Genomic DNA, 17200 nt, shown 5'->3' with positions numbered 1-17200 from the left:
CCCTGGTGTGGGTGTTACAGGCCCTGGGCCAGGCGGTGGTACGCCTGGTTCCAGCGGACTTCCTTGGTGAAACCCTTGAGGGTCGTGTCCTCGTCGATGACGAGGAGCTCGGTGCGCGCGATCTCGGCGAAGTCCTCGAAGACCTCGACGCCGACCTGCGTGCTCATGACCGTGTGGTGGGCGGCGCCGGCCGTGAGCCAGGCCGCGGCGCTCGTCGCGAGATCCGGCGCGGGCTTCCACACGGCACGGGCGACGGGCAGGTTCGGGAGCGGCTCGTCGAGCGGCACGACCTCCACGACGTTCGCGACGATGCGGAAGCGGTCGCGCATGTCCGACATGGCGACGACGACCGCGGGGCCGGGGTCGGTGTCGAAGACGAGGCGCACGGGGTCCTCGCGGCCCCCGATGCCGAGCGGGTGGATCTCGAGGCTCGGCCGGCTCGTGGTGAGGGTGGGGCAGATCTCGAGCATGTGCGCGCCCAGGATCTTCTCCTCGCCGGGGACGAGGTGGTACGTGTAGTCCTCCATGAGGCTCGCGCCCCCGGGGAGGCCCGCGCCCATGACCTTGGCCGCGCGGATGAGCACCGCCGTCTTCCAGTCGCCCTCGGCGCCGAAGCCGTAGCCCTCGGCCATGAGCCGCTGGACGGCGAGGCCGGGGAGCTGGCGGAGGCCGCCGAGGTCCTCGAAGCTCGTGGTGAAGGCGCCGAAGCCGCCCTCCTCCAGGAACGAGCGGAGCCCGACCTCGATGGCCGCGCCGTAGCGGAGCGACTCGTGGCGCTCGGCGCCGCGCTGCAGCTCCGGGGCGATGTCGTAGAGGCGCTCGTACTCGTCGACCAGCGCGTCGATCTCGGCGTCGGTCGCCGCGTCCACGCGCTCGACGAGGTCGTTGACGCCCCAGGTGTTGACGCTGACGCCGAACTTGAGCTCGGCCTCGGTCTTGTCGCCCTCGGTGACCGCGACGTTGCGCATGTTGTCGCCGAAGCGGGCGACCTTCAGCTCGTGCACGGCGGCCCAGCCGGCGGCGGCGCGCATCCACGTGGCGATGCCCTGGCGGACGGCCTCCGTGCTCACGTGGCCGACTACGGTCTTGCGGGTGACGCCGAGGCGCGACTGGATGTAGCCGAACTCGCGGTCGCCGTGCGCGGCCTGGTTCAGGTTCATGAAGTCCATGTCGATGGTGCTCCACGGGAGCGCGACGTTGGCCTGGGTGTGCAGGTGGAGGAAGGGCTTCTGCAGGGCGTCGAGGCCCTGGATCCACATCTTCGCGGGGCTGAACGTGTGCATCCACGCGATGAGGCCGATGGTGCGGTCGCTCGCGTTGGCCTCGAGGGCCATGCGGCGGATGCTGTCGGAGTCCTTGAGGACGGGCTTCCACACGACGCGCACGGGCACGTCCGACGCCTCCTCCAGCTGCCGGGCGATCTCCTGCGACTGCTCGGCGACCTGCTGCAGCGTCTCCTCGCCGTAGAGGTTCTGGCTGCCGGTGAGGAACCAGACCTCGTAGTGGTCGAGGGACGTGGTGATGCGGGTCACTTCAGGGCTCCTTGGGGTGCTTGTCCGTAGACGTTCTGGTAGCGGTCGAACAGGGAGTCGACGGCCTCGACGGGGAGGGGCGCGGGCTCGCCGAGCTGGCGGGAGATGTGCACGGTGCGCGCCACGTCCTCGACCATGACGGCCGCCTTCACGGCGTCCTTCGCGTCCTTGCCGATGGTGAAGGGGCCGTGGCCGGCCATGAGCACGGCGCGCGAGCGGTGCCCCGTGAGGGTCTCGACGATGCCGCGGCCGATCGAGTCGTCGCCGATGATGGCGAACGGGCCGACGGGGATCTCGCCGCCGAACTCGTCGGCCATCGCGGTGATGACGCACGGGATGGGCTCGCGTCGGGCCGCCCAGGCGACCGCGTAGGTGGAGTGCGTGTGGACCACGCCGCCCACCTCGGGCATGTTGCGGTACACGTAGGCGTGCGCCGCCGTGTCGCTCGAGGGGGCGTTGCGCGAGCCGGGGGTGTCCGGGATCACGTTGCCGTCGAGGTCGCAGAGGATCATGTTCTCGGGGCTCAGGTCGTCGTAGCTCACGCCGGACGGCTTGATGACGAAGAGGTCGGCGCCGGGGACGCGGCCGGAGACGTTGCCGCCGGTCCAGACCACGAGGCCGTAGCGCACGAGCTCGCCGTGCAGGCGGGAGACCTCGGAGCGGACGCGGGCGACCGCGACCTCGATCTCGGGTGCGTAGGTGCTCACGCGCGTGCCTCCCTCTTCAGCGACTTGAGCCGCTTCATGACGTCGTTGGCGCCGCGACCGAAGTGGTCGTGCAGCGTCGAGTACTCCTCGTAGAGGCGGTCGTAGGCGAGGGCGCGGGTCTCGTCCGGCTGGTAGCGGCCGCGCTCGACCTTGCCCATCGCGTCGCCCGCGACGCGCACGTCGGGGTAGGCGCCGGCGGCGACGGCCGCGTGGATGGCGGAGCCGAGGGCCGGGCCCTGCTCGCTCGTGATGACCGAGATGGGGAGGCGCAGGATGTCGCTGTACGCCTGCATGAGGAACGCGTTCTTCAGCAGGCCGCCCGCGACGATGAACTCGGTGACGGGCACACCCGACGCGTTGAACGTCTCGACGATCTTGCGCGTGCCGAACGCGGTGGCCTCGAGCAGCGCCCGGTAGACCTCCTCGGTGCGCGTGGTGAGCGTGGTGCCGATGACGAGGCCGGAGAGCTCGTGGTCGACGAGCACCGAGCGGTTGCCCGAGTGCCAGTCGAGCGCGACCAGGCCGTGTCCGCCGACGGGCTGGTCGGCCGCGAGGTCGGTGAGGTGCTGGTGGACGCTCTTGCCGGCGGCCGCCGCCTCCTCGGCGTAGCGCGCGGGCACCTGGTTCTTGACGTACCAGGCGAAGATGTCGCCGACGCCGGACTGGCCGGCCTCGTAGCCGTAGAGGCCGGAGACGATGCCGCCGTCGACGACGCCGCACATGCCGGGGACCTCGGTGAGCACGTCGCTGTTCATGACGTGGCAGGTGCTCGTGCCCATGATCGCGACCATCTGGCCGGGCTCGACGGCGCGGGCGACGGGGGCGGTGACGTGCGCGTCGACGTTGCCGACCGCCACGGCGATGCCCTCGGGCAGGCCCGTCCAGGCGGCGGCCTCGGCGGAGAGCGTGCCGGCGGCGGATCCGAGCTGGCCGATCTCGTGCGCGACCTTGTCCTCGGCGAAGGAGGCGAAGTCGGGGTTCAGGGCGCCGAGGAACTCGGCCGTCGGGTACTCGCCGTCCTGGAGGATGCCCTTGTAGCCGGCCGTGCAGGCGTTGCGGACGTAGCTGCCGGTGAGCTGCCAGACGATCCAGTCGGCCGCCTCGACCCAGTGGTCCATGAGGCCGTAGAGCTCGGGGTCCTCCTCGAGGAGCTGGAGGCCCTTGGCGAACTCCCACTCGCTGGAGATGAGGCCGCCGTAGCGGGCCAGCCACTCCTCGCCGCGCTCCTCGGCCAGCGCGTTGATGCGGTCGGCGTGCGACTGCGCGGCGTGGTGCTTCCAGAGCTTGACGTACGCGTGCGGGCGGTCGGCGTACCCCTCGACCTCGTTGAGCGGGGTGCCGTCGGCGAGCGTGGGGACCATCGTGCACGCGGTGAAGTCGGTGCCGATGCCGATGACCTGCGCGGGGTCGATGCCGGCCTCGCGGATGGCGGCGGGCACGGCCTGCTTGAGCACGTCCACGTAGTCGCTCGGGACCTGGAGGGCCCACTCGGGCGGGAGCTGCGCACCGGTGGCGGCGAGCGTGTCGTCCATCACCGCGTGCGGGTAGTCGAGGACGCCGGAGCCGAGCTCGACGCCATCCGAGACGCGCACGACGACGGCGCGGCCGGAGAGGGTGCCGTAGTCGACGCCGATGACGTACTGCTCTGCCGGCGACCCGGCCTTCTCGGCGGGGGCTTCGCTGCTCGCGGGGGCGCTGGGCACGGATCGACTCCTTCGTCTGATGCACCGCGGTCCGGGAAGACCGCGTGGGATGTGAACGGTCACATCGGCGGATGTCACTCTACACACGCGCGGGATCGACCTGTCAACCCGAGAGGGCCCCTCCCCTCGAAGTGGGGCCGAACGGGCTGGGGAGGGACCCGCCGCACCGCCGGATCAGTACGAGGGCGCGCCCGTGGAGGCGCGGACGACGAGCTCGGGCGTGATGGTGCCGCGGTACCTGTCGCCCGTGCCGCCCATCCCGTCGAGCAGGAGCGCGACGCAGCGGCGGCCGACCTCGGCGAAGTCCTGGCGCACGGTCGTGAGCGGCGGCCAGAAGTGCGCGGCCTCCGGGATGTCGTCGAAGCCGACGATGCTCACGTCGCGCGGCACGTCGAGCCCGGCGTCGCGGACGGCGTGGATGAGGCCGAGTGCCATCTGGTCGTTGCTGGAGAAGATCGCCGTGAAGTCGCGGAGCCGCAGCATCTCGCGGCCCGCGTAGAAGCCGAACTCCGCGGTCCAGTCGCCGAGGATGGGCGCGGTCGTGGGGACGTCGGCGGCCGACATCGCGTCGAGGAAGCCGCGCATCCGCGCCTCCGCCTCGATCCAGTCCTGGGGGCCGGCGAGGTGGTAGATGTCCCGGTGGCCGAGGTCGAGCAGATGCCGGGTGGCCAGGCGCGCGCCCGCGATCTGGTCGACCGAGAGGTCGTGCGCGTCCTCCCGGCCGTCGCTCTGCATCGTGACGTACGGGACGTCGAGCGACATGCTCGCGATGACCTCCCGCACGCGCACCTGCGGCGCCACGACCACGAGGCCCTCCACCGCCTGGTCCACGAGGTGGCCGAGGGCGACCTGGATCGCCGCCTCGTCGGAGGACGCGAGGTTGGTGGTCGTGACGAGGTAGCCGGCCTCGCGCGCGGCCGACTCGATGGCCGCGATGGAGGAGGCGGGCCCGTACTGGGAGCTCTGCGACGTGAGGACGCCGATGGTGCGCGAGCGGCTCGTCACGAGCGCCCGGGCGGCGCGGTTCGGCCGGTACTGCACCTGCTCCATCACGTCGAGCACGCGCTGGCGGGTCTCGGCGCGGAGCGAGGGCGAGTCGTTGAGCACGCGGGACACCGTCTGGTGCGAGACGCCCGCCAGGCGCGCGACGTCGCGGATGCTCGGCGCCCTGCCGCGCGGCGTCTCCGTCGTCATCCTCGACCCCGTCCCTGCGGGGCCCGGCCCCGTCCGCGCCGTGCGGCGCAGGTGTCACATTGTCACATGTGACTGTCACACGGGACCAGGGGCGGCCGCCCGCGGGGCCGGGAGCGGGGGCACGGGAGGTCGTGCGGCTGCGGCAGACTGGTCGTCCACCCGACGAGAGGCACCACCTGTGACGATCACCGCCGCGGCAGACGGATCCGCGCTCGGCAACCCCGGACCCGCCGGCTGGGCCTGGTACGTCGACGACGAGCACTGGGGCGCGGGCGGATGGGCGCACGCGACGAACAACCAGGGCGAGCTGAAGGCGGTGCTCGAGCTGTTCCGCGCGACCGCGCACCTCGACGACGACCTGCTCGTGCTCTGCGACAGCCAGTACGTCATCAACTCGGTCACGAAGTGGATGCCCGGCTGGAAGCGCAAGGGCTGGCGCAAGGGCGACGGCAAGCCGGTGCTCAACGTGGAGCTGCTGAAGGAGATCGACGCCGAGATCCAGGGCCGCCGCTACCGCTTCGAGTGGGTCAAGGGACATGCGGCCCACCCGCTCAACGAGGCCGCCGACGACCGGGCCCGCGCCGTCGCGACCGCGTTCCAGGGGCGACGCCCGATCCCCGAGGGGCCGGGCTGGGCGGGGCACGAGGCGGGCGGATCCGCCGCCCGGGAGACCGAGGGCACGGCGGCCGTCGAGGCCGAGGCCGACGCCGCCGCGGATCCCGTGGTGGCCGAGGCGGAGGCCCTCGAGGCCGACGCGCCCGCGCAGCCGGGCCTGTTCGACTTCGACGCGTTCGACGAGGAGGTCGCGCCGGAGCCCGGCGACACCACCCTGACCATCGCGCTCGACCGCGACGCCATGGCGCGCCTCAGCGCCCTCGCGCGCGACCGCGGGGTCAGCGTCGACGAGGCCGTGCGGCTGCTGCTGCCCTGATCCCGCGGGACGGTGCGGCGCGGAGGCGCGCCGCACCGGTCCGCCGCTAGTGCTTGCCCTGCTTGAGCGCCTTGCCGAGCGCGCGCTCCAGATCGACCACGAGGTCCTCGACGGCCTCGATGCCGACCGACAGGCGCACCAGGTCGTCCGGCACCTCGAGCGGCGTGCCCTTGACGGACGCGTGCGTCATCTCGGACGGGTAGCTGATGAGCGACTCGACGCCGCCCAGCGACTCCGCGAGCTGGAACACCCGGGTGCCCTCGACCACGCGGCGGGCGGCCTTCGCTCCCCCGCGCACCTGGAACGAGATCATGCCGCCGAAGCCGGACATCTGCGACTTGGCGATGTCGTGGCCCGGGTGCTCCGGGAGGCCCGGGTAGTGCACGGCCGTGACGTCGGGGTGCTGCTGCAGGAACGAGGCGATCTCCTCCGCGTTGGCGGAGTGGCGCTCGACGCGCACGGCGAGCGTCTTGATGCCGCGGGTGGTGAGCCAGGCGTCCATGGGACCCGAGACCGCGCCGATCGCGAACTGCAGGAAGCCGACCTTCTCCGCCATGGCGTCGTCGTCGAGGATCACCGCTCCGCCGAGCACGTCGGAGTGGCCGCCGAGGTACTTGGTGGTCGAGTGCACGACCACGTCGGCGCCGAGCGTGAGCGGCTGCTGCAGGTACGGCGAGGCGAAGGTGTTGTCGACGACGACCGTGGCTCCGGCGGCGTGGCCGAGGTCCGCGAGCGCGCGGATGTCGCTGATCTTCATGAGCGGGTTGCTCGGCGTCTCGACCCAGAGGACCTTCGCGGGTCCGGATCCGAGCACGCGCTCGACGGCGGCGAGGTCGCTCATGTCGACCGTCTCGACGACGATCCCCCAGTCGCCGAGGACGCGCGTCAGCAGGCGGTAGGTGCCGCCGTACACGTCGTCGCTCAGGACGATGCGGTCGCCCGGGCGGGTGATGGCGCGCAGCAGCGTGTCCTCGGCGGCGAGGCCGGACGCGAACGAGAACGCGTGCTTCCCCTGCTCCAGCGAGGCGAGCAGCGCCTGCAGGCCCGTGCGCGTGGGGTTGGCGCTCCGCGCGTACTCGTAGCCGCCGCGGAGCCCGCCGATGCCGTCCTGCACGAAGGTGCTCGTGAGGTACAGCGGCGGGATGACCGCCCCGGTGGTGGGATCCGGGTCCTGGCCGGCGTGGATCGCGCGGGTGTCGAAGTCGTGCTTGTCGCTCACGGTGCTCGTCTCTGTGGTCGGGATGCGGGCCGGGGCCGGCGGATCAGTCGGTGAGGTAGGTGAGGAGGTCGTGCCGCGTGAGGACGCCCACGGGCTTGCCGCCGTCGCTCACCATGAGGGCGTCGGCGGTCCCGAGCGCGCTCCACGCGTCGGGGACCGTCTCGTTCACGCCGATGAGCCCGAACGGCTCGCCCGTGAACGCGCCGACCCGGTCGGTGAGCTGGGCGCGGCCGCTGAAGACGAGCTCCAGGAGGCTGCGCTCGTCGACCGCGCCGGCGACCTCGCCCATCACGACGGGCGGCTCGGCCGAGAGGACGGGGAGCTGCGAGACGTCGTACTCGGTCATGATGCGGATCGCGTCGCGGATGGTGTCGCTCGGGTGCGCGTGCACGAGGTCGGGGAGGCTGCCGGTCTTGGCGCTCATGACGTCGGCGACCGTGCGCTGGCCGTTGACGCGGGCGAAGCCGTACGACTGCATCCACCTCTCGTTGAAGATCTTGCCGAGGTAGCCGCGGCCGCCGTCGGGCAGGAGGATCACCATCACGTCGTCGGGGCCGAGGTGCTTCGCGGCCTTGAGCCCGGCGACCACGGCCATGCCGCTGGATCCGCCGACGAGCAGGCCCTCCTCGCGGGCGAGCCGCAGGGTCATGTCGAACGACTCCTGGTCGCTCGACGCGATGACCTCGTCGACGACGTCGGGGTCGTACGCGGCCGGCCAGAAGTCCTCGCCCACGCCCTCGACGAGGTACGGGCGGCCGGTGCCGCCGGAGTAGACCGAGCCCTCGGGGTCGGCGCCGACGATGCGCACGCGCCCCTCCGACACCTCCTTGAGGTACCGGCCGACGCCGCTGATGGTGCCGCCCGTGCCGACGCCCGCGACGAAGTGCGTGATCTCGCCCTCGGTGTCGCGCCAGATCTCGGGACCCGTGGTCTCGTAGTGGCTGAGCGGCCCGTTGGGGTTGGAGTACTGGTCGGGCTTGAAGGCCCCGGGGATCTCGCGCGCGAGCCGGTCGCTCACCGAGTAGTAGGAGTCGGGGTGGTCGGGCGCGACCGAGGTGGGCGTGACGACGATCTCGGCGCCGTACGCCGTGAGCACGTTGCGCTTGTCCTCGCCGACCTTGTCGGGCAGCACGAACACGCAGCGGTAGCCGCGCTGCTGCGCGACGAGCGCGAGGCCGACGCCCGTGTTGCCCGAGGTCGGCTCGACGATCGTGCCGCCGGGCTGGAGCTTCCCGTCGCGCTCGGCCGCGTCGATGATGCGCGTGGCGATGCGGTCCTTGGCGCTGCCGCCCGGGTTGAGGTACTCGACCTTCACCAGGACGGTCGCCGAGATGCCCTCGACCACCTTGTTGAGCTTCACGAGCGGGGTGTTCCCGATGAGGTCGAGGATCGTGTCGGCGTACTTCACGTGTGGTGGTGCTCCCGGGTATGAGGTGTGCGGTCCGGCGGGCCCCGCTCATCCAGTCTAGGCGCGCCCCCGCGCCGTGTTACGGGGCGTCCGGGCGGCACCCGAGCAGGGTCCGCCCAGCCCGAGCCGGTACCCTGGGCGCACATTCCCCCAGCAGAGAAGGACCCTCCGTGGCGCGACGCGACGACACCACGCCCTCCGGCGACACGAGCGGACGGCCCGTCCCGCCGACCGCCAAGCAGGCCCAGAAGGACCTCACGGTCAAGCAGCAGCGCGAGGCCCGCCGCGCCGAGAAGGTGGCGGCCCTCAAGAAGCAGCAGGACCGCGCGCGCCGCAACCGGCTCATCGGCATCATCACGGGATCCGTGGCGGCCGTCGCCGTGGTGGCGATCGTCATCGGCGTCGTCGTCTCGAGCGGCACGCCGAAGCAGGACCCGGACGACATCTCCATCCAGGGCCTGCAGACGTGGGACTCGCTCCCCAGCACGCACGTGCAGGGCACCGTCGACTACGCCGCGAAGTACGACGGCATGAGCCCGCCGGCCGGCGGCGAGCACAACGCCATGTGGCTGAACTGCGGCGTCTACGACCAGCCGCAGCCGAACGAGAACGCGGTGCACGACCTCGAGCACGGCGCCGTGTGGATCACCTACGACGCCGCGAAGGTCACGGGCGACGACCTGTCGGACCTCCAGAAGTACGCGGAGTCGTTCGGCGGCTACGTCACCATGTCGCCGTACGAGGGCCTCGACACCCCCATCGCGCTGTCGGCGTGGGGCGCGCAGGTCAAGGTCGACTCGGTCGACGACCAGCGCATCAAGGACTTCATGGCCAAGTACTGGAAGAGCCCGAACGCCCCCGAGGCCGGTGCCGCGTGCACCGGCGCCCTCGAGGGCGAGGGCCGGGTCAGCTGATCGTGGCCGACCGCGGGTCCGACGCCGTCGACCGGCCGGACGGCGACGTGGTCGTCGACCACGTCCCGGACGACGACATCCGCGAGGAGGAGCTCCAGGGCCTCGTCGCGCACGGCGAGGAGTCGCGCGCCCGCGGCCGCCGGATCCGCATCGGCCTCGCCGCCGGCATCGTCGCGGTCGCGCTCGTGGTCGCCGGGCTCCTCGTGGGTCGCGTCACGGCGCCCGTGTCGGCGCTCACCCCGAGCACGAACAGCGCCGAGGCGGGGTTCTCCCGCGACATGCAGGTGCACCACGAGCAGGCCGTGCAGATGTCGCTCATGATCATCGACCGCACGGACGACCCCGAGGTCAAGCTCATCGCGCAGGACATCGCGCAGGCGCAGGCCCAGCAGGCCGGGCAGATGTACGCCTTCCTCACCTCGTGGGGCCTCGACCAGGCGCCGTCGCAGCCGCGCATGACGTGGATGACGCTGCCGACGCTCGACGGCGAGGCCGACCACTCGGCCATGGACATGACGCCCGGCGCCACCATGCCGGGCCTCGCGTCGCAGGCCGACCTCGACGAGCTGCAGGGCCTGACGGGCGTCGAGGCGGAGCGGAAGTACCTCACGCTCATGATCGCCCACCACCGCGGCGGCGTGGAGATGGCGCAGGCCCTCCTCGACCGGTCGCGGAACCCCCTCGTCGCCGACCTCGCCACCGGCATGGTCATGGTGCAGGACAAGGAGATCCTCTACATGCAGCAGCTGCTGGACGCGCGGTCCTGACCCGACCCGCCCGGATCCGGGCTCAGGCCGCCTCGGTGCGCTGGTCGCTGTAGAGGCGCGCGTACTCGCCGCGGCGGGCGAGCAGCTCGGCGTGCGTGCCCTGCTCCACGATGCGGCCGGCCACCACGACGAAGATCACGTCGGCGTCGACCACGGTCGAGAGCCGGTGGGCGATGGCGATGGTCGTGCGCCCGCGCGACGCCGTGTCGAGGGCCTGCTGCACGACGCGCTCGGAGACGGCGTCGAGCGCGCTCGTGGCCTCGTCGAGGATCAGCACGGCCGGGTCCTTGAGCAGCACGCGCGCGATGGCGATGCGCTGCTTCTCGCCGCCGGAGAGCCGGTAGCCGCGCTCCCCCACGAGCGTGTCGTAGCCGTCGGGGAAGGACTCGATGGTGCGGTGGATGTTCGCCGCCTCCGCCGCCCGCTCGATCTGCTCCTGCGTGGCGTCCGGCCGGGCGTACCGGAGGTTGTCGCCGATGGTCGCGTGGAAGAGGTAGGTCTCCTGGCTCACGATGCCGATGCTCTCCAGCAGCGACTCCTGCTCGAGCTCCCGCACGTCGGCGCCGGCGAACAGCACGCGGCCGCCCGTCACGTCGTGGAAGCGCGGGATCAGGTAGGAGACGGTGGTCTTGCCCGCACCCGAGGGGCCGACGAACGCCGCGAACTGCCCCGGCTGGATCTCGAACGACATGCCGTCGAGCGTCGGCCGCTCGCCGGGCCGCGTGTCCGGGTAGGAGAAGCGCACGCCGTCGAACGCGACGCGGCCGAGCGCGGGCCCGTCCGGCACGGGACGCGCGTCGTGCCGGTCGCGGATCGCGGGCTCGAGGTCGAGGTACTCGAAGATGCGGGCGAAGAGGGCGCCGGAGGTCTGCAGGTCGAGGGCCACGCGCATCAGGCCGATGAGCGGCCACATGAGGCGGGCCTGCACGGTCGTGAAGGCGACGATCGTGCCCGCCGTCACCTCGACGCCGCCCGTGATGAGGAAGCCCGCGACCACGTAGACGATGGCCGGGATGATGGAGAGGAATATCTGCACGAGCGCGAAGAACCACTGCCCGCTCATCTGCTGGCTCACCTGCAGCCGGATCTGCGTGCGGTTCTCGGCCTCGTAGCGCGCGGTCTCCGCGCCCTGCCGGTTGAAGCTCTTCGACAGCAGGATGCCGGAGACCGACAGCGTCTCCTGCGTGATGGCGGTCATGTCGGAGAGCGACTCCTGCGTCCTCGACGCGATCCGCGCCCGCACCTGGCCGACGCGGCGCTGCGCGATCACGAGCACGGGCATGAGCACGACGGCGACGAGGGTCAGCTGCCAGTTGAGCACGAGCATCGCGACGAGCGCCGCGATGACCGTCACGGTGTTGCCGAGCACGCTCGAGACCGTGTTGGTGAGGACCGCCGCCACGCCGCCGACGTCGTTCTGGAGGCGGGACTGGATCACGCCCGTCTTGGTGCGCGTGAAGAAGCCGAGCTCCATGCTCTGCAGGTGGCGGAAGAGGTCGACGCGCATGGATCCCATGACCCGGTTGCCGACGGTGGCGGTGAGGTAGGTCTGCCAGACGCCGAGCCCCGCGCCCACGACCCAGATGGCGATCATGATCGCGACGAGCTCGACGAGCACCGGGATGTCGGGGCCGCCGGTGGGCGGGAAGAGCCCACGGTCGAACGCCTGCTGCGTGAGCAGCGGCGGCACCACGGTGAGGCCCGCGCCGACCAGCACGAGCACGATCGTGAGGATCAGCGCCCGGCGGTGCGGCTGGAACAGCTCCGCGATCCGGCCCAGCAGGTTCTCGACGCGCGGCGCCTCGGCGTTGGCCTTCCGCTGCGCCTCCGCGTCGGCCGCGCTCACCCGTCCGCGGCGTCCGCCGCCCCCGCGCATCCCGCCGCCCGCGGCGATGTCGCCCATCCTCGTCATTCCGGCGATTTTACGCCCGTGGGGGATCTCCCCCGACCACCCGGCGCGGGGCGGACGACGACGGCCCGGCCACCCGCGCGAGCGGACGACCGGGCCGGTGGCGTCGGGTCGGATCAGCCCTTCGTGGAGCCCGCCAGGAGGCCGCGCACGAAGTAGCGCTGGAGGCTGAAGAACACGATGAGCGGGACGATGAGCGACACGAACGCCGCCGCTGTGAGCCGCTGCCAGTCCTGCCCGCGCGTCCCCGTGAGCTCCGCCAGGCGCTGCGTGAGCGGCGCGACGTCGGCCGTGCCGCCCGAGAAGATGAGCGCCACCAGCAGGTCGTTCCAGACCCAGAGGAACTGGAAGATCGCGAAGGACGCGATGGCCGGCAGCGCCAGCGGCAGCACGATGCGGAAGAACACCTGGCCGTGGCTGGCGCCGTCGACCCGGGCCGCCTCGATGACCTCGCCCGGGATCTCCGAGATGAAGTTGTGCAGCAGGAAGATCGCGAGCGGCAGGGCGAAGATCGTGTGCGCCACCCACACCGGCAGGTAGCCCTGCTCGGGGATGAGCGGGATCACGCCGTGCACGGCCTCCTGCAGCGGGCGGAGCGTCCGCGTGAACATCTGCAGCAGCGGGATGAGCGCCATCTGCAGCGGCACGATCTGCAGCGCGAAGATCAGCACGAACAGGAAGTTCGAGCCCTTGAACTTGATCCACGCGAAGGCGTACGCGGCCATCGACGCGATCACGAGCGGGAACAGCGTCGCGGGGATCGCGATGGCGAGCGAGTTGACGAAGTACGAGCCCAGCTGCGGCGACGACTGGGACGTCGACAGCAGCACGTCCTGGTAGTTGTCGAGCGTGAAGCCCGGGTTCTGGAAGATCGTCCACCAGCCCGTGGTCTGGATCAGACCGGCGGGGCGGAACGACGAGATGAACAGGCCGAACGTCGGCAGGGTCCAGAGCACGGCGATGATGAGCGCCGCGACCGTGGCGCGCCGGGAGGTGAGGCGGTTCTTGACGCGGCGGCTCTTCGCGCCGACGGAGGCCGCCTGCTCGATGGCGCCGCGGCGGGTCCCCCGGTCGGCGACGGGCAGGTCGGCGGGTGCGACGCTCATCGGATCTCCCTCTGCTTGCTCATGACGCGGACGTTGTAGATGACGATCGGCAGCACCATGAGGAACAGCACGATCGCGAGCGCGGAGCCGCGGCCCTGCTCGCCGGCGCGGAACGCCTGCGTGTACATCTCGTTGGCGATGACGCTCGTCTCGAAGTTGCCGGCGGTCATGGTGCGGACGATGTCGAACACCTTGAGCGTCGCGATCGAGATGGTGGTGACGACCACGACGAGCGATCCGCGGATGCCCGGCAGCGTGACGTTCACGAACCGCTCCCACGCGTTCGTCCCGTCGAGCTGCGCGGCCTCGATCTGCTCGGTGGGCACGCCCTTGATGCTCGCGGAGAGCACGACCATGGCGAAGCCGGTCTGGATCCAGATCATCACGATGATGAGCAGCGCCGTGTTGATGGGCGAGGTCTGCAGCCACTGCACGGGCTCCTGCCCGAGCCAGACGAGGATCTGGTTGAGGAGGCCGATCTGCTCGTTGTCCCCCGACTTGTAGTCGTAGACGAAGCGCCAGATGATGCCGGCGCCGACGAAGGAGATGGCCATCGGCATGAACACGAGGGCCTTGAAGTACTTCTCGCCGCGGGACTTGTCGATGAAGACCGCGTAGGCGAGGCCGATGGCCGTCGACAGCAGCGGCACGAAGACCACCCAGATGACGGTGTTGAGCAGCGTCCGCAGCGCGGACGGCTGGGTGAACATCCAGACGAAGTTGTCGAGGCCCGCCCACTCGCCGCTGTTGTCGCGGAAGGCCAGCAGCGTCGTGCGGAAGGCCGGGTAGACGAGGCCGACGGCCAGGAGGATCAGCGCGGGGAGCACGAACGCGCCGAGCTGCACCCAGTCGCGGCCGCGCTTCGGCGCCTTGTCGATGAGGAAGAGGATCAGCCCGATCACCACGGCGAAGACGGCCAGCGCGGCCACCACCTGGAGGATCTTGCCGATCAGATCAGCGGTCGTCATGGACGTCTCGCCCTTCGGGTCGGGGGATGCGGGAGCGGGGCCGCCGCACGTGCGCGGCGGCCCCGTCGGGTCCAGCGGTCAGCTGGATGGTGCCGACCCCTCAGGGCCGGCGGTCGATCAGGACGCGGGCCAGCTCGACTCGATGGCGTCGACCGTCTTCTGGGTCGAGTCGCCGCTCAGCCAGCCGACGATCCCCTTCCAGAAGGAGTCGGTGCCGACCGCGCCGGGCATGAGGTCCGAGCCGTCGAACCGGAACGTCGCGTTCGGGTCCTGCAGGATCGTGATGCTCTGCTTGAGGATGTCGCTCGACGCGTTCTCGGGGTCGAGCCCCTTGTTCGCGCTGATGACGCCGCCCAGCTTCACGCGGTTGTTCGCCCAGGTGTCGCTCGAGAGGTAGGAGAGCACCGCGGTGATCTCGTCGCTCGACTTGAACGCGCCGACGAGCTCGCCGCCGCCGGTCACGGCCGTCGCGTCGCCCTCGTTCGCGGGCGGCAGCAGGAACGCGTAGACGTCGCCGTCGGGCGAGACCTTCGCGTCGGTGCCGTCGGCCTTCTTCCAGAAGCCCTCGTAGAACGAGGCCTGGTGGTGCAGCGAGCACGTGCCGTCGAGGATCGGGAGGCCGGCGTCGCCGAACTCCGTGGAGATGATCGACGAGACGTCGCCCAGGCCGCCGTTGACGTAGTCCGGGTCCTTGATGATCTCGCCGACGCTGTCGAAGGCCTTCGCGATCGCGGCGTCGTTGAACGGGATCTCGTGCGACACCCACTTGTCGTAGGTCTCCGGTCCGGCCTCGCGGAGCACGTAGTCCTCGATCCAGTCGGTGCCCGGCCAGCCGGTGGCGTCGCCGGAGCCGATGCCGACGCACCACGGCTTCTTGTCGGCGTCGCCGCCGGAGTCCGCCGCGATCTTCGCGGTGAGGTCCATGAGCTCGGAGGTGGACTTCGGGATCTCGTAGCCCTTCTCCTCGAACTCGCTCGGCGAGTACCAGACGTAGCCCTTGACGCTCGCCATGAGCGGCGCGCCGTAGAAGGTGCCGTCGACGGTGCCGTAGCCCTTCCAGTCGGTGGACCAGCCCGTGTCGACGTTCTCCTCGACCGCGGCGGGCGCGGCCTGCAGGTAGCCCTTCGACGCGAGCACGTTGAACAGGCCCGGCTGCGGGATGATGCCGATGTCCGGAGCCGAGTCGCCCTCGGCGAGGACCGCGATCTGCGCCTCGAACTCCTTGGTGCCCTGGTAGTTGACGGTGATGCCCGTGCAGGTCTGGAAGTCCTTCCAGGACTCCACGAGGCGGTCGGCCTCGTCGTCCTGGATCGTGCCGCCGATGCTGACCTCGGCCCCGTCGAACGTGCCGTACGACGAGTACGGCGTGCAGTCGGTGTCCGCGGCGTCCTCGGCCGCGATGTCGCCCGTGCATCCCGTGAGCGCGAGGCCGGCGATGCCGACCGCTGCGAGGGGTGCCGCGAAGCGACGTCGGAATGGGGCGTGGCCCATGTGCGTCTCCTCTTCATCGAGTGGATGCGGGGCTGACCCGCCGTCCTGTGGTGCGCGCGTCGGCGGGTGAGGCGCCGTCGCCCGGACCGGTGTTTCCTCCCCGTAGGGAACCGGTTCCACAGGTCAATGTAGGGGAGCTCGCAGGGGACGGCAAGGCGGATCCGATAACGAAACGGTCTCCCTGCCGGCGGCCGCGTGTGCGCTCGCGTCGGGGATGGGCCATCATCGGACTCGACCCCCGCGCATCCTGGAACCGCTTCCAGTCGGCGTGATCGGCGCGACGACGCGCCCGGGGACCCGAGGGAGGGAGGGCGATGAGCGCCATCGCCGACGTCGCCCGGCTGGCCGGGGTCTCCAAGGCCACCGCGTCCCGCGCGCTGAGCGGGCGGGGCTACGTCTCCCCCGGCACCCGTGCGCGCGTCGCCGAGGCGGCCGCCGAGATCGGGTACGTGGTCTCCTCGAACGCGTCGAGCCTCGTGACCGGCCAGTCGAAGAACGTGGGCGTCGTGCTGCCGTTCATCAACCGGTGGTTCTTCGCGGAGCTGCTCGAGGGGATCGAGGAGGCGCTCATCGAGGCCGACTACGACCTCACGCTCTACCGCCTCACGGACGACCCGGAGCAGCGCCGCAAGGTCTTCGAGTACTTCCTGGTGCGGAAGCGGGTCGACGCCGTCATCGCCGTGAGCGTCGCGCTCACCGCGTCCGAGGTGGTGCGGCTGCGCTCGCTCGACAAGCCGCTGGTGGGCGTCGGCGGGCCGGTCGAGGGCATGAGCACGCTGAGCATCGACGACGAGGCCGCCGCGCGCCTCGCGACCGAGCACCTCCTGAGCCTCGGGCACGCGCGCGTCGTGCACCTCGGCGGGGACCTGCACGCGCAGATGGCGTTCTTCGTGCACGCGAAGCGGCTGGCGGGGTACCGGGCGGCGATGGACGCGGATCCGCGCGGCCTCGAGGCGCGCTTCGCCACGGCCGACTTCACCATCGACGGCGGCTTCCGCTCGGCGATGCTCCTGCTCGCCGACCCGCGCACCCGGCCGACTGCGGTGTTCGCGGCCAGCGACGAGATCGCCATCGGCACGATCCTCGCGGCGCGGCAGCTGGGGATCGCCGTTCCGGCCGAGCTGTCCGTGGCGGGGATCGACGGGCACGCGCTCGCGCCGCTGTTCGGCCTGACGACGATCGAGCAGCACCCGCGCGCGCAGGGCGCGGCGGCCGTGGCGATGGTGCTCGCAGGGCTCGCGCCGGGCGGGGCCGCGGAGCGCACCGTGACGATGCCCGTCGACTTCGCCGCCCGGACGAGCACGACGGCGCCCCCGGCCCCGCCCGCGCCGTGAGGGCGGGCAGGACCGGG

Annotated in this window: 14 protein-coding genes; 4 read left to right on the top strand and 10 right to left on the bottom strand. The window is 71.4% G+C overall.

Features of this window, described 5'->3' with window-relative positions:
* Nucleotides 1-14: 14 nt before the first annotated feature.
* The 4 genes from araA to H9X71_RS03990 form a co-directional block, all read right to left on the bottom strand.
* Nucleotides 15-1532 (bottom strand): L-arabinose isomerase, encoded by a 1518-nt coding sequence (araA, locus tag H9X71_RS04005; RefSeq protein WP_191148437.1) that lies wholly within the window; start codon nucleotides 1530-1532, stop codon nucleotides 15-17.
* The gene (locus tag H9X71_RS04000) at nucleotides 1529-2239 is read right to left on the bottom strand and encodes an L-ribulose-5-phosphate 4-epimerase (RefSeq protein WP_191148436.1); all 711 of its coding nucleotides are present in this window, start codon (nucleotides 2237-2239) and stop codon (nucleotides 1529-1531) included. The genes araA and H9X71_RS04000 overlap by 4 nt, the downstream gene beginning before the upstream one ends.
* Nucleotides 2236-3942: a ribulokinase gene (araB, locus tag H9X71_RS03995; RefSeq protein WP_191148435.1), complete on the bottom strand. Its 1707-nt coding sequence runs from the start codon at nucleotides 3940-3942 to the stop codon at nucleotides 2236-2238. Before araB ends, H9X71_RS04000 begins: the two co-directional genes overlap by 4 nt.
* A 174-nt stretch (nucleotides 3943-4116) precedes the next feature.
* Complete coding sequence (locus tag H9X71_RS03990; RefSeq protein WP_191148434.1) at nucleotides 4117-5136, bottom strand: LacI family DNA-binding transcriptional regulator; 1020 nt, start codon at nucleotides 5134-5136, stop codon at nucleotides 4117-4119.
* Between the two features lie 178 nt (nucleotides 5137-5314).
* On the opposite strand from H9X71_RS03990, the gene H9X71_RS15025 reads away from it, so the two are divergent.
* Entirely contained in the window at nucleotides 5315-6067 is a 753-nt protein-coding gene (locus H9X71_RS15025) for an RNase H family protein (RefSeq protein WP_191148433.1), read from the top strand.
* 46 nt (nucleotides 6068-6113) lie between these two features.
* Here H9X71_RS15025 and H9X71_RS03980 read toward each other — a convergent pair whose 3' ends face one another.
* Both H9X71_RS03980 and H9X71_RS03975 read right to left on the bottom strand, forming a co-directional pair.
* Nucleotides 6114-7286 carry a cystathionine gamma-synthase gene (locus H9X71_RS03980; RefSeq protein ID WP_191148432.1) on the bottom strand — a complete coding sequence of 391 codons (1173 nt, stop codon included), beginning with the start codon at nucleotides 7284-7286 and terminating at the stop codon, nucleotides 6114-6116.
* A gap of 43 nt (nucleotides 7287-7329) precedes the next feature.
* Nucleotides 7330-8694 carry a cystathionine beta-synthase gene (locus H9X71_RS03975; protein ID WP_191148431.1) on the bottom strand — a complete coding sequence of 455 codons (1365 nt, stop codon included), beginning with the start codon at nucleotides 8692-8694 and terminating at the stop codon, nucleotides 7330-7332.
* Between the two features lie 170 nt (nucleotides 8695-8864).
* Here H9X71_RS03975 and H9X71_RS03970 point away from each other — a divergent pair, with 170 nt between their 5' ends.
* Both H9X71_RS03970 and H9X71_RS03965 read left to right on the top strand, forming a co-directional pair.
* Nucleotides 8865-9608: a thioredoxin-like domain-containing protein gene (locus H9X71_RS03970; RefSeq protein WP_191148430.1), complete on the top strand. Its 744-nt coding sequence runs from the start codon at nucleotides 8865-8867 to the stop codon at nucleotides 9606-9608.
* Nucleotides 9609-9610: 2 nt separating this feature from the next.
* Nucleotides 9611-10375 carry a DUF305 domain-containing protein gene (locus H9X71_RS03965; RefSeq protein ID WP_191148429.1) on the top strand — a complete coding sequence of 255 codons (765 nt, stop codon included), beginning with the start codon at nucleotides 9611-9613 and terminating at the stop codon, nucleotides 10373-10375.
* Nucleotides 10376-10397: 22 nt separating this feature from the next.
* Here the strand turns inward: H9X71_RS03965 and H9X71_RS03960 are convergent, their stop codons facing one another.
* The 4 genes from H9X71_RS03960 to H9X71_RS03945 all read right to left on the bottom strand — a co-directional run bounded on the left by H9X71_RS03960 (nucleotide 10398) and on the right by H9X71_RS03945 (nucleotide 15849).
* A complete protein-coding gene (locus H9X71_RS03960; protein WP_191149070.1) occupies nucleotides 10398-12278 on the bottom strand; it encodes an ABC transporter ATP-binding protein in 1881 nt (626 codons plus the stop codon).
* A 122-nt stretch (nucleotides 12279-12400) separates the two neighbouring features.
* Nucleotides 12401-13390, bottom strand: coding sequence for a carbohydrate ABC transporter permease (locus H9X71_RS03955; protein WP_191148428.1), 990 nt, complete (start codon nucleotides 13388-13390; stop codon nucleotides 12401-12403).
* Nucleotides 13387-14358 (bottom strand): carbohydrate ABC transporter permease, encoded by a 972-nt coding sequence (locus tag H9X71_RS03950; RefSeq protein WP_191148427.1) that lies wholly within the window; start codon nucleotides 14356-14358, stop codon nucleotides 13387-13389. The genes H9X71_RS03955 and H9X71_RS03950 overlap by 4 nt, the downstream gene beginning before the upstream one ends.
* A 117-nt stretch (nucleotides 14359-14475) precedes the next feature.
* The gene (locus H9X71_RS03945; protein ID WP_191148426.1) at nucleotides 14476-15849 is read right to left on the bottom strand and encodes an ABC transporter substrate-binding protein; all 1374 of its coding nucleotides are present in this window, start codon (nucleotides 15847-15849) and stop codon (nucleotides 14476-14478) included.
* 314 nt (nucleotides 15850-16163) lie between these two features.
* Here H9X71_RS03945 and H9X71_RS03940 point away from each other — a divergent pair, with 314 nt between their 5' ends.
* Complete coding sequence (locus tag H9X71_RS03940) at nucleotides 16164-17183, top strand: LacI family DNA-binding transcriptional regulator (protein WP_191148425.1); 1020 nt, start codon at nucleotides 16164-16166, stop codon at nucleotides 17181-17183.
* The last annotated feature ends 17 nt before the right edge of the window (nucleotides 17184-17200 follow it).

Source organism: Clavibacter zhangzhiyongii (assembly GCF_014775655.1).
GTDB lineage: Bacteria > Actinomycetota > Actinomycetes > Actinomycetales > Microbacteriaceae > Clavibacter > Clavibacter zhangzhiyongii.
Note: the sequence above shows the minus strand (reverse complement) of the source record. Positions and strands in the feature narration are given on the sequence as shown.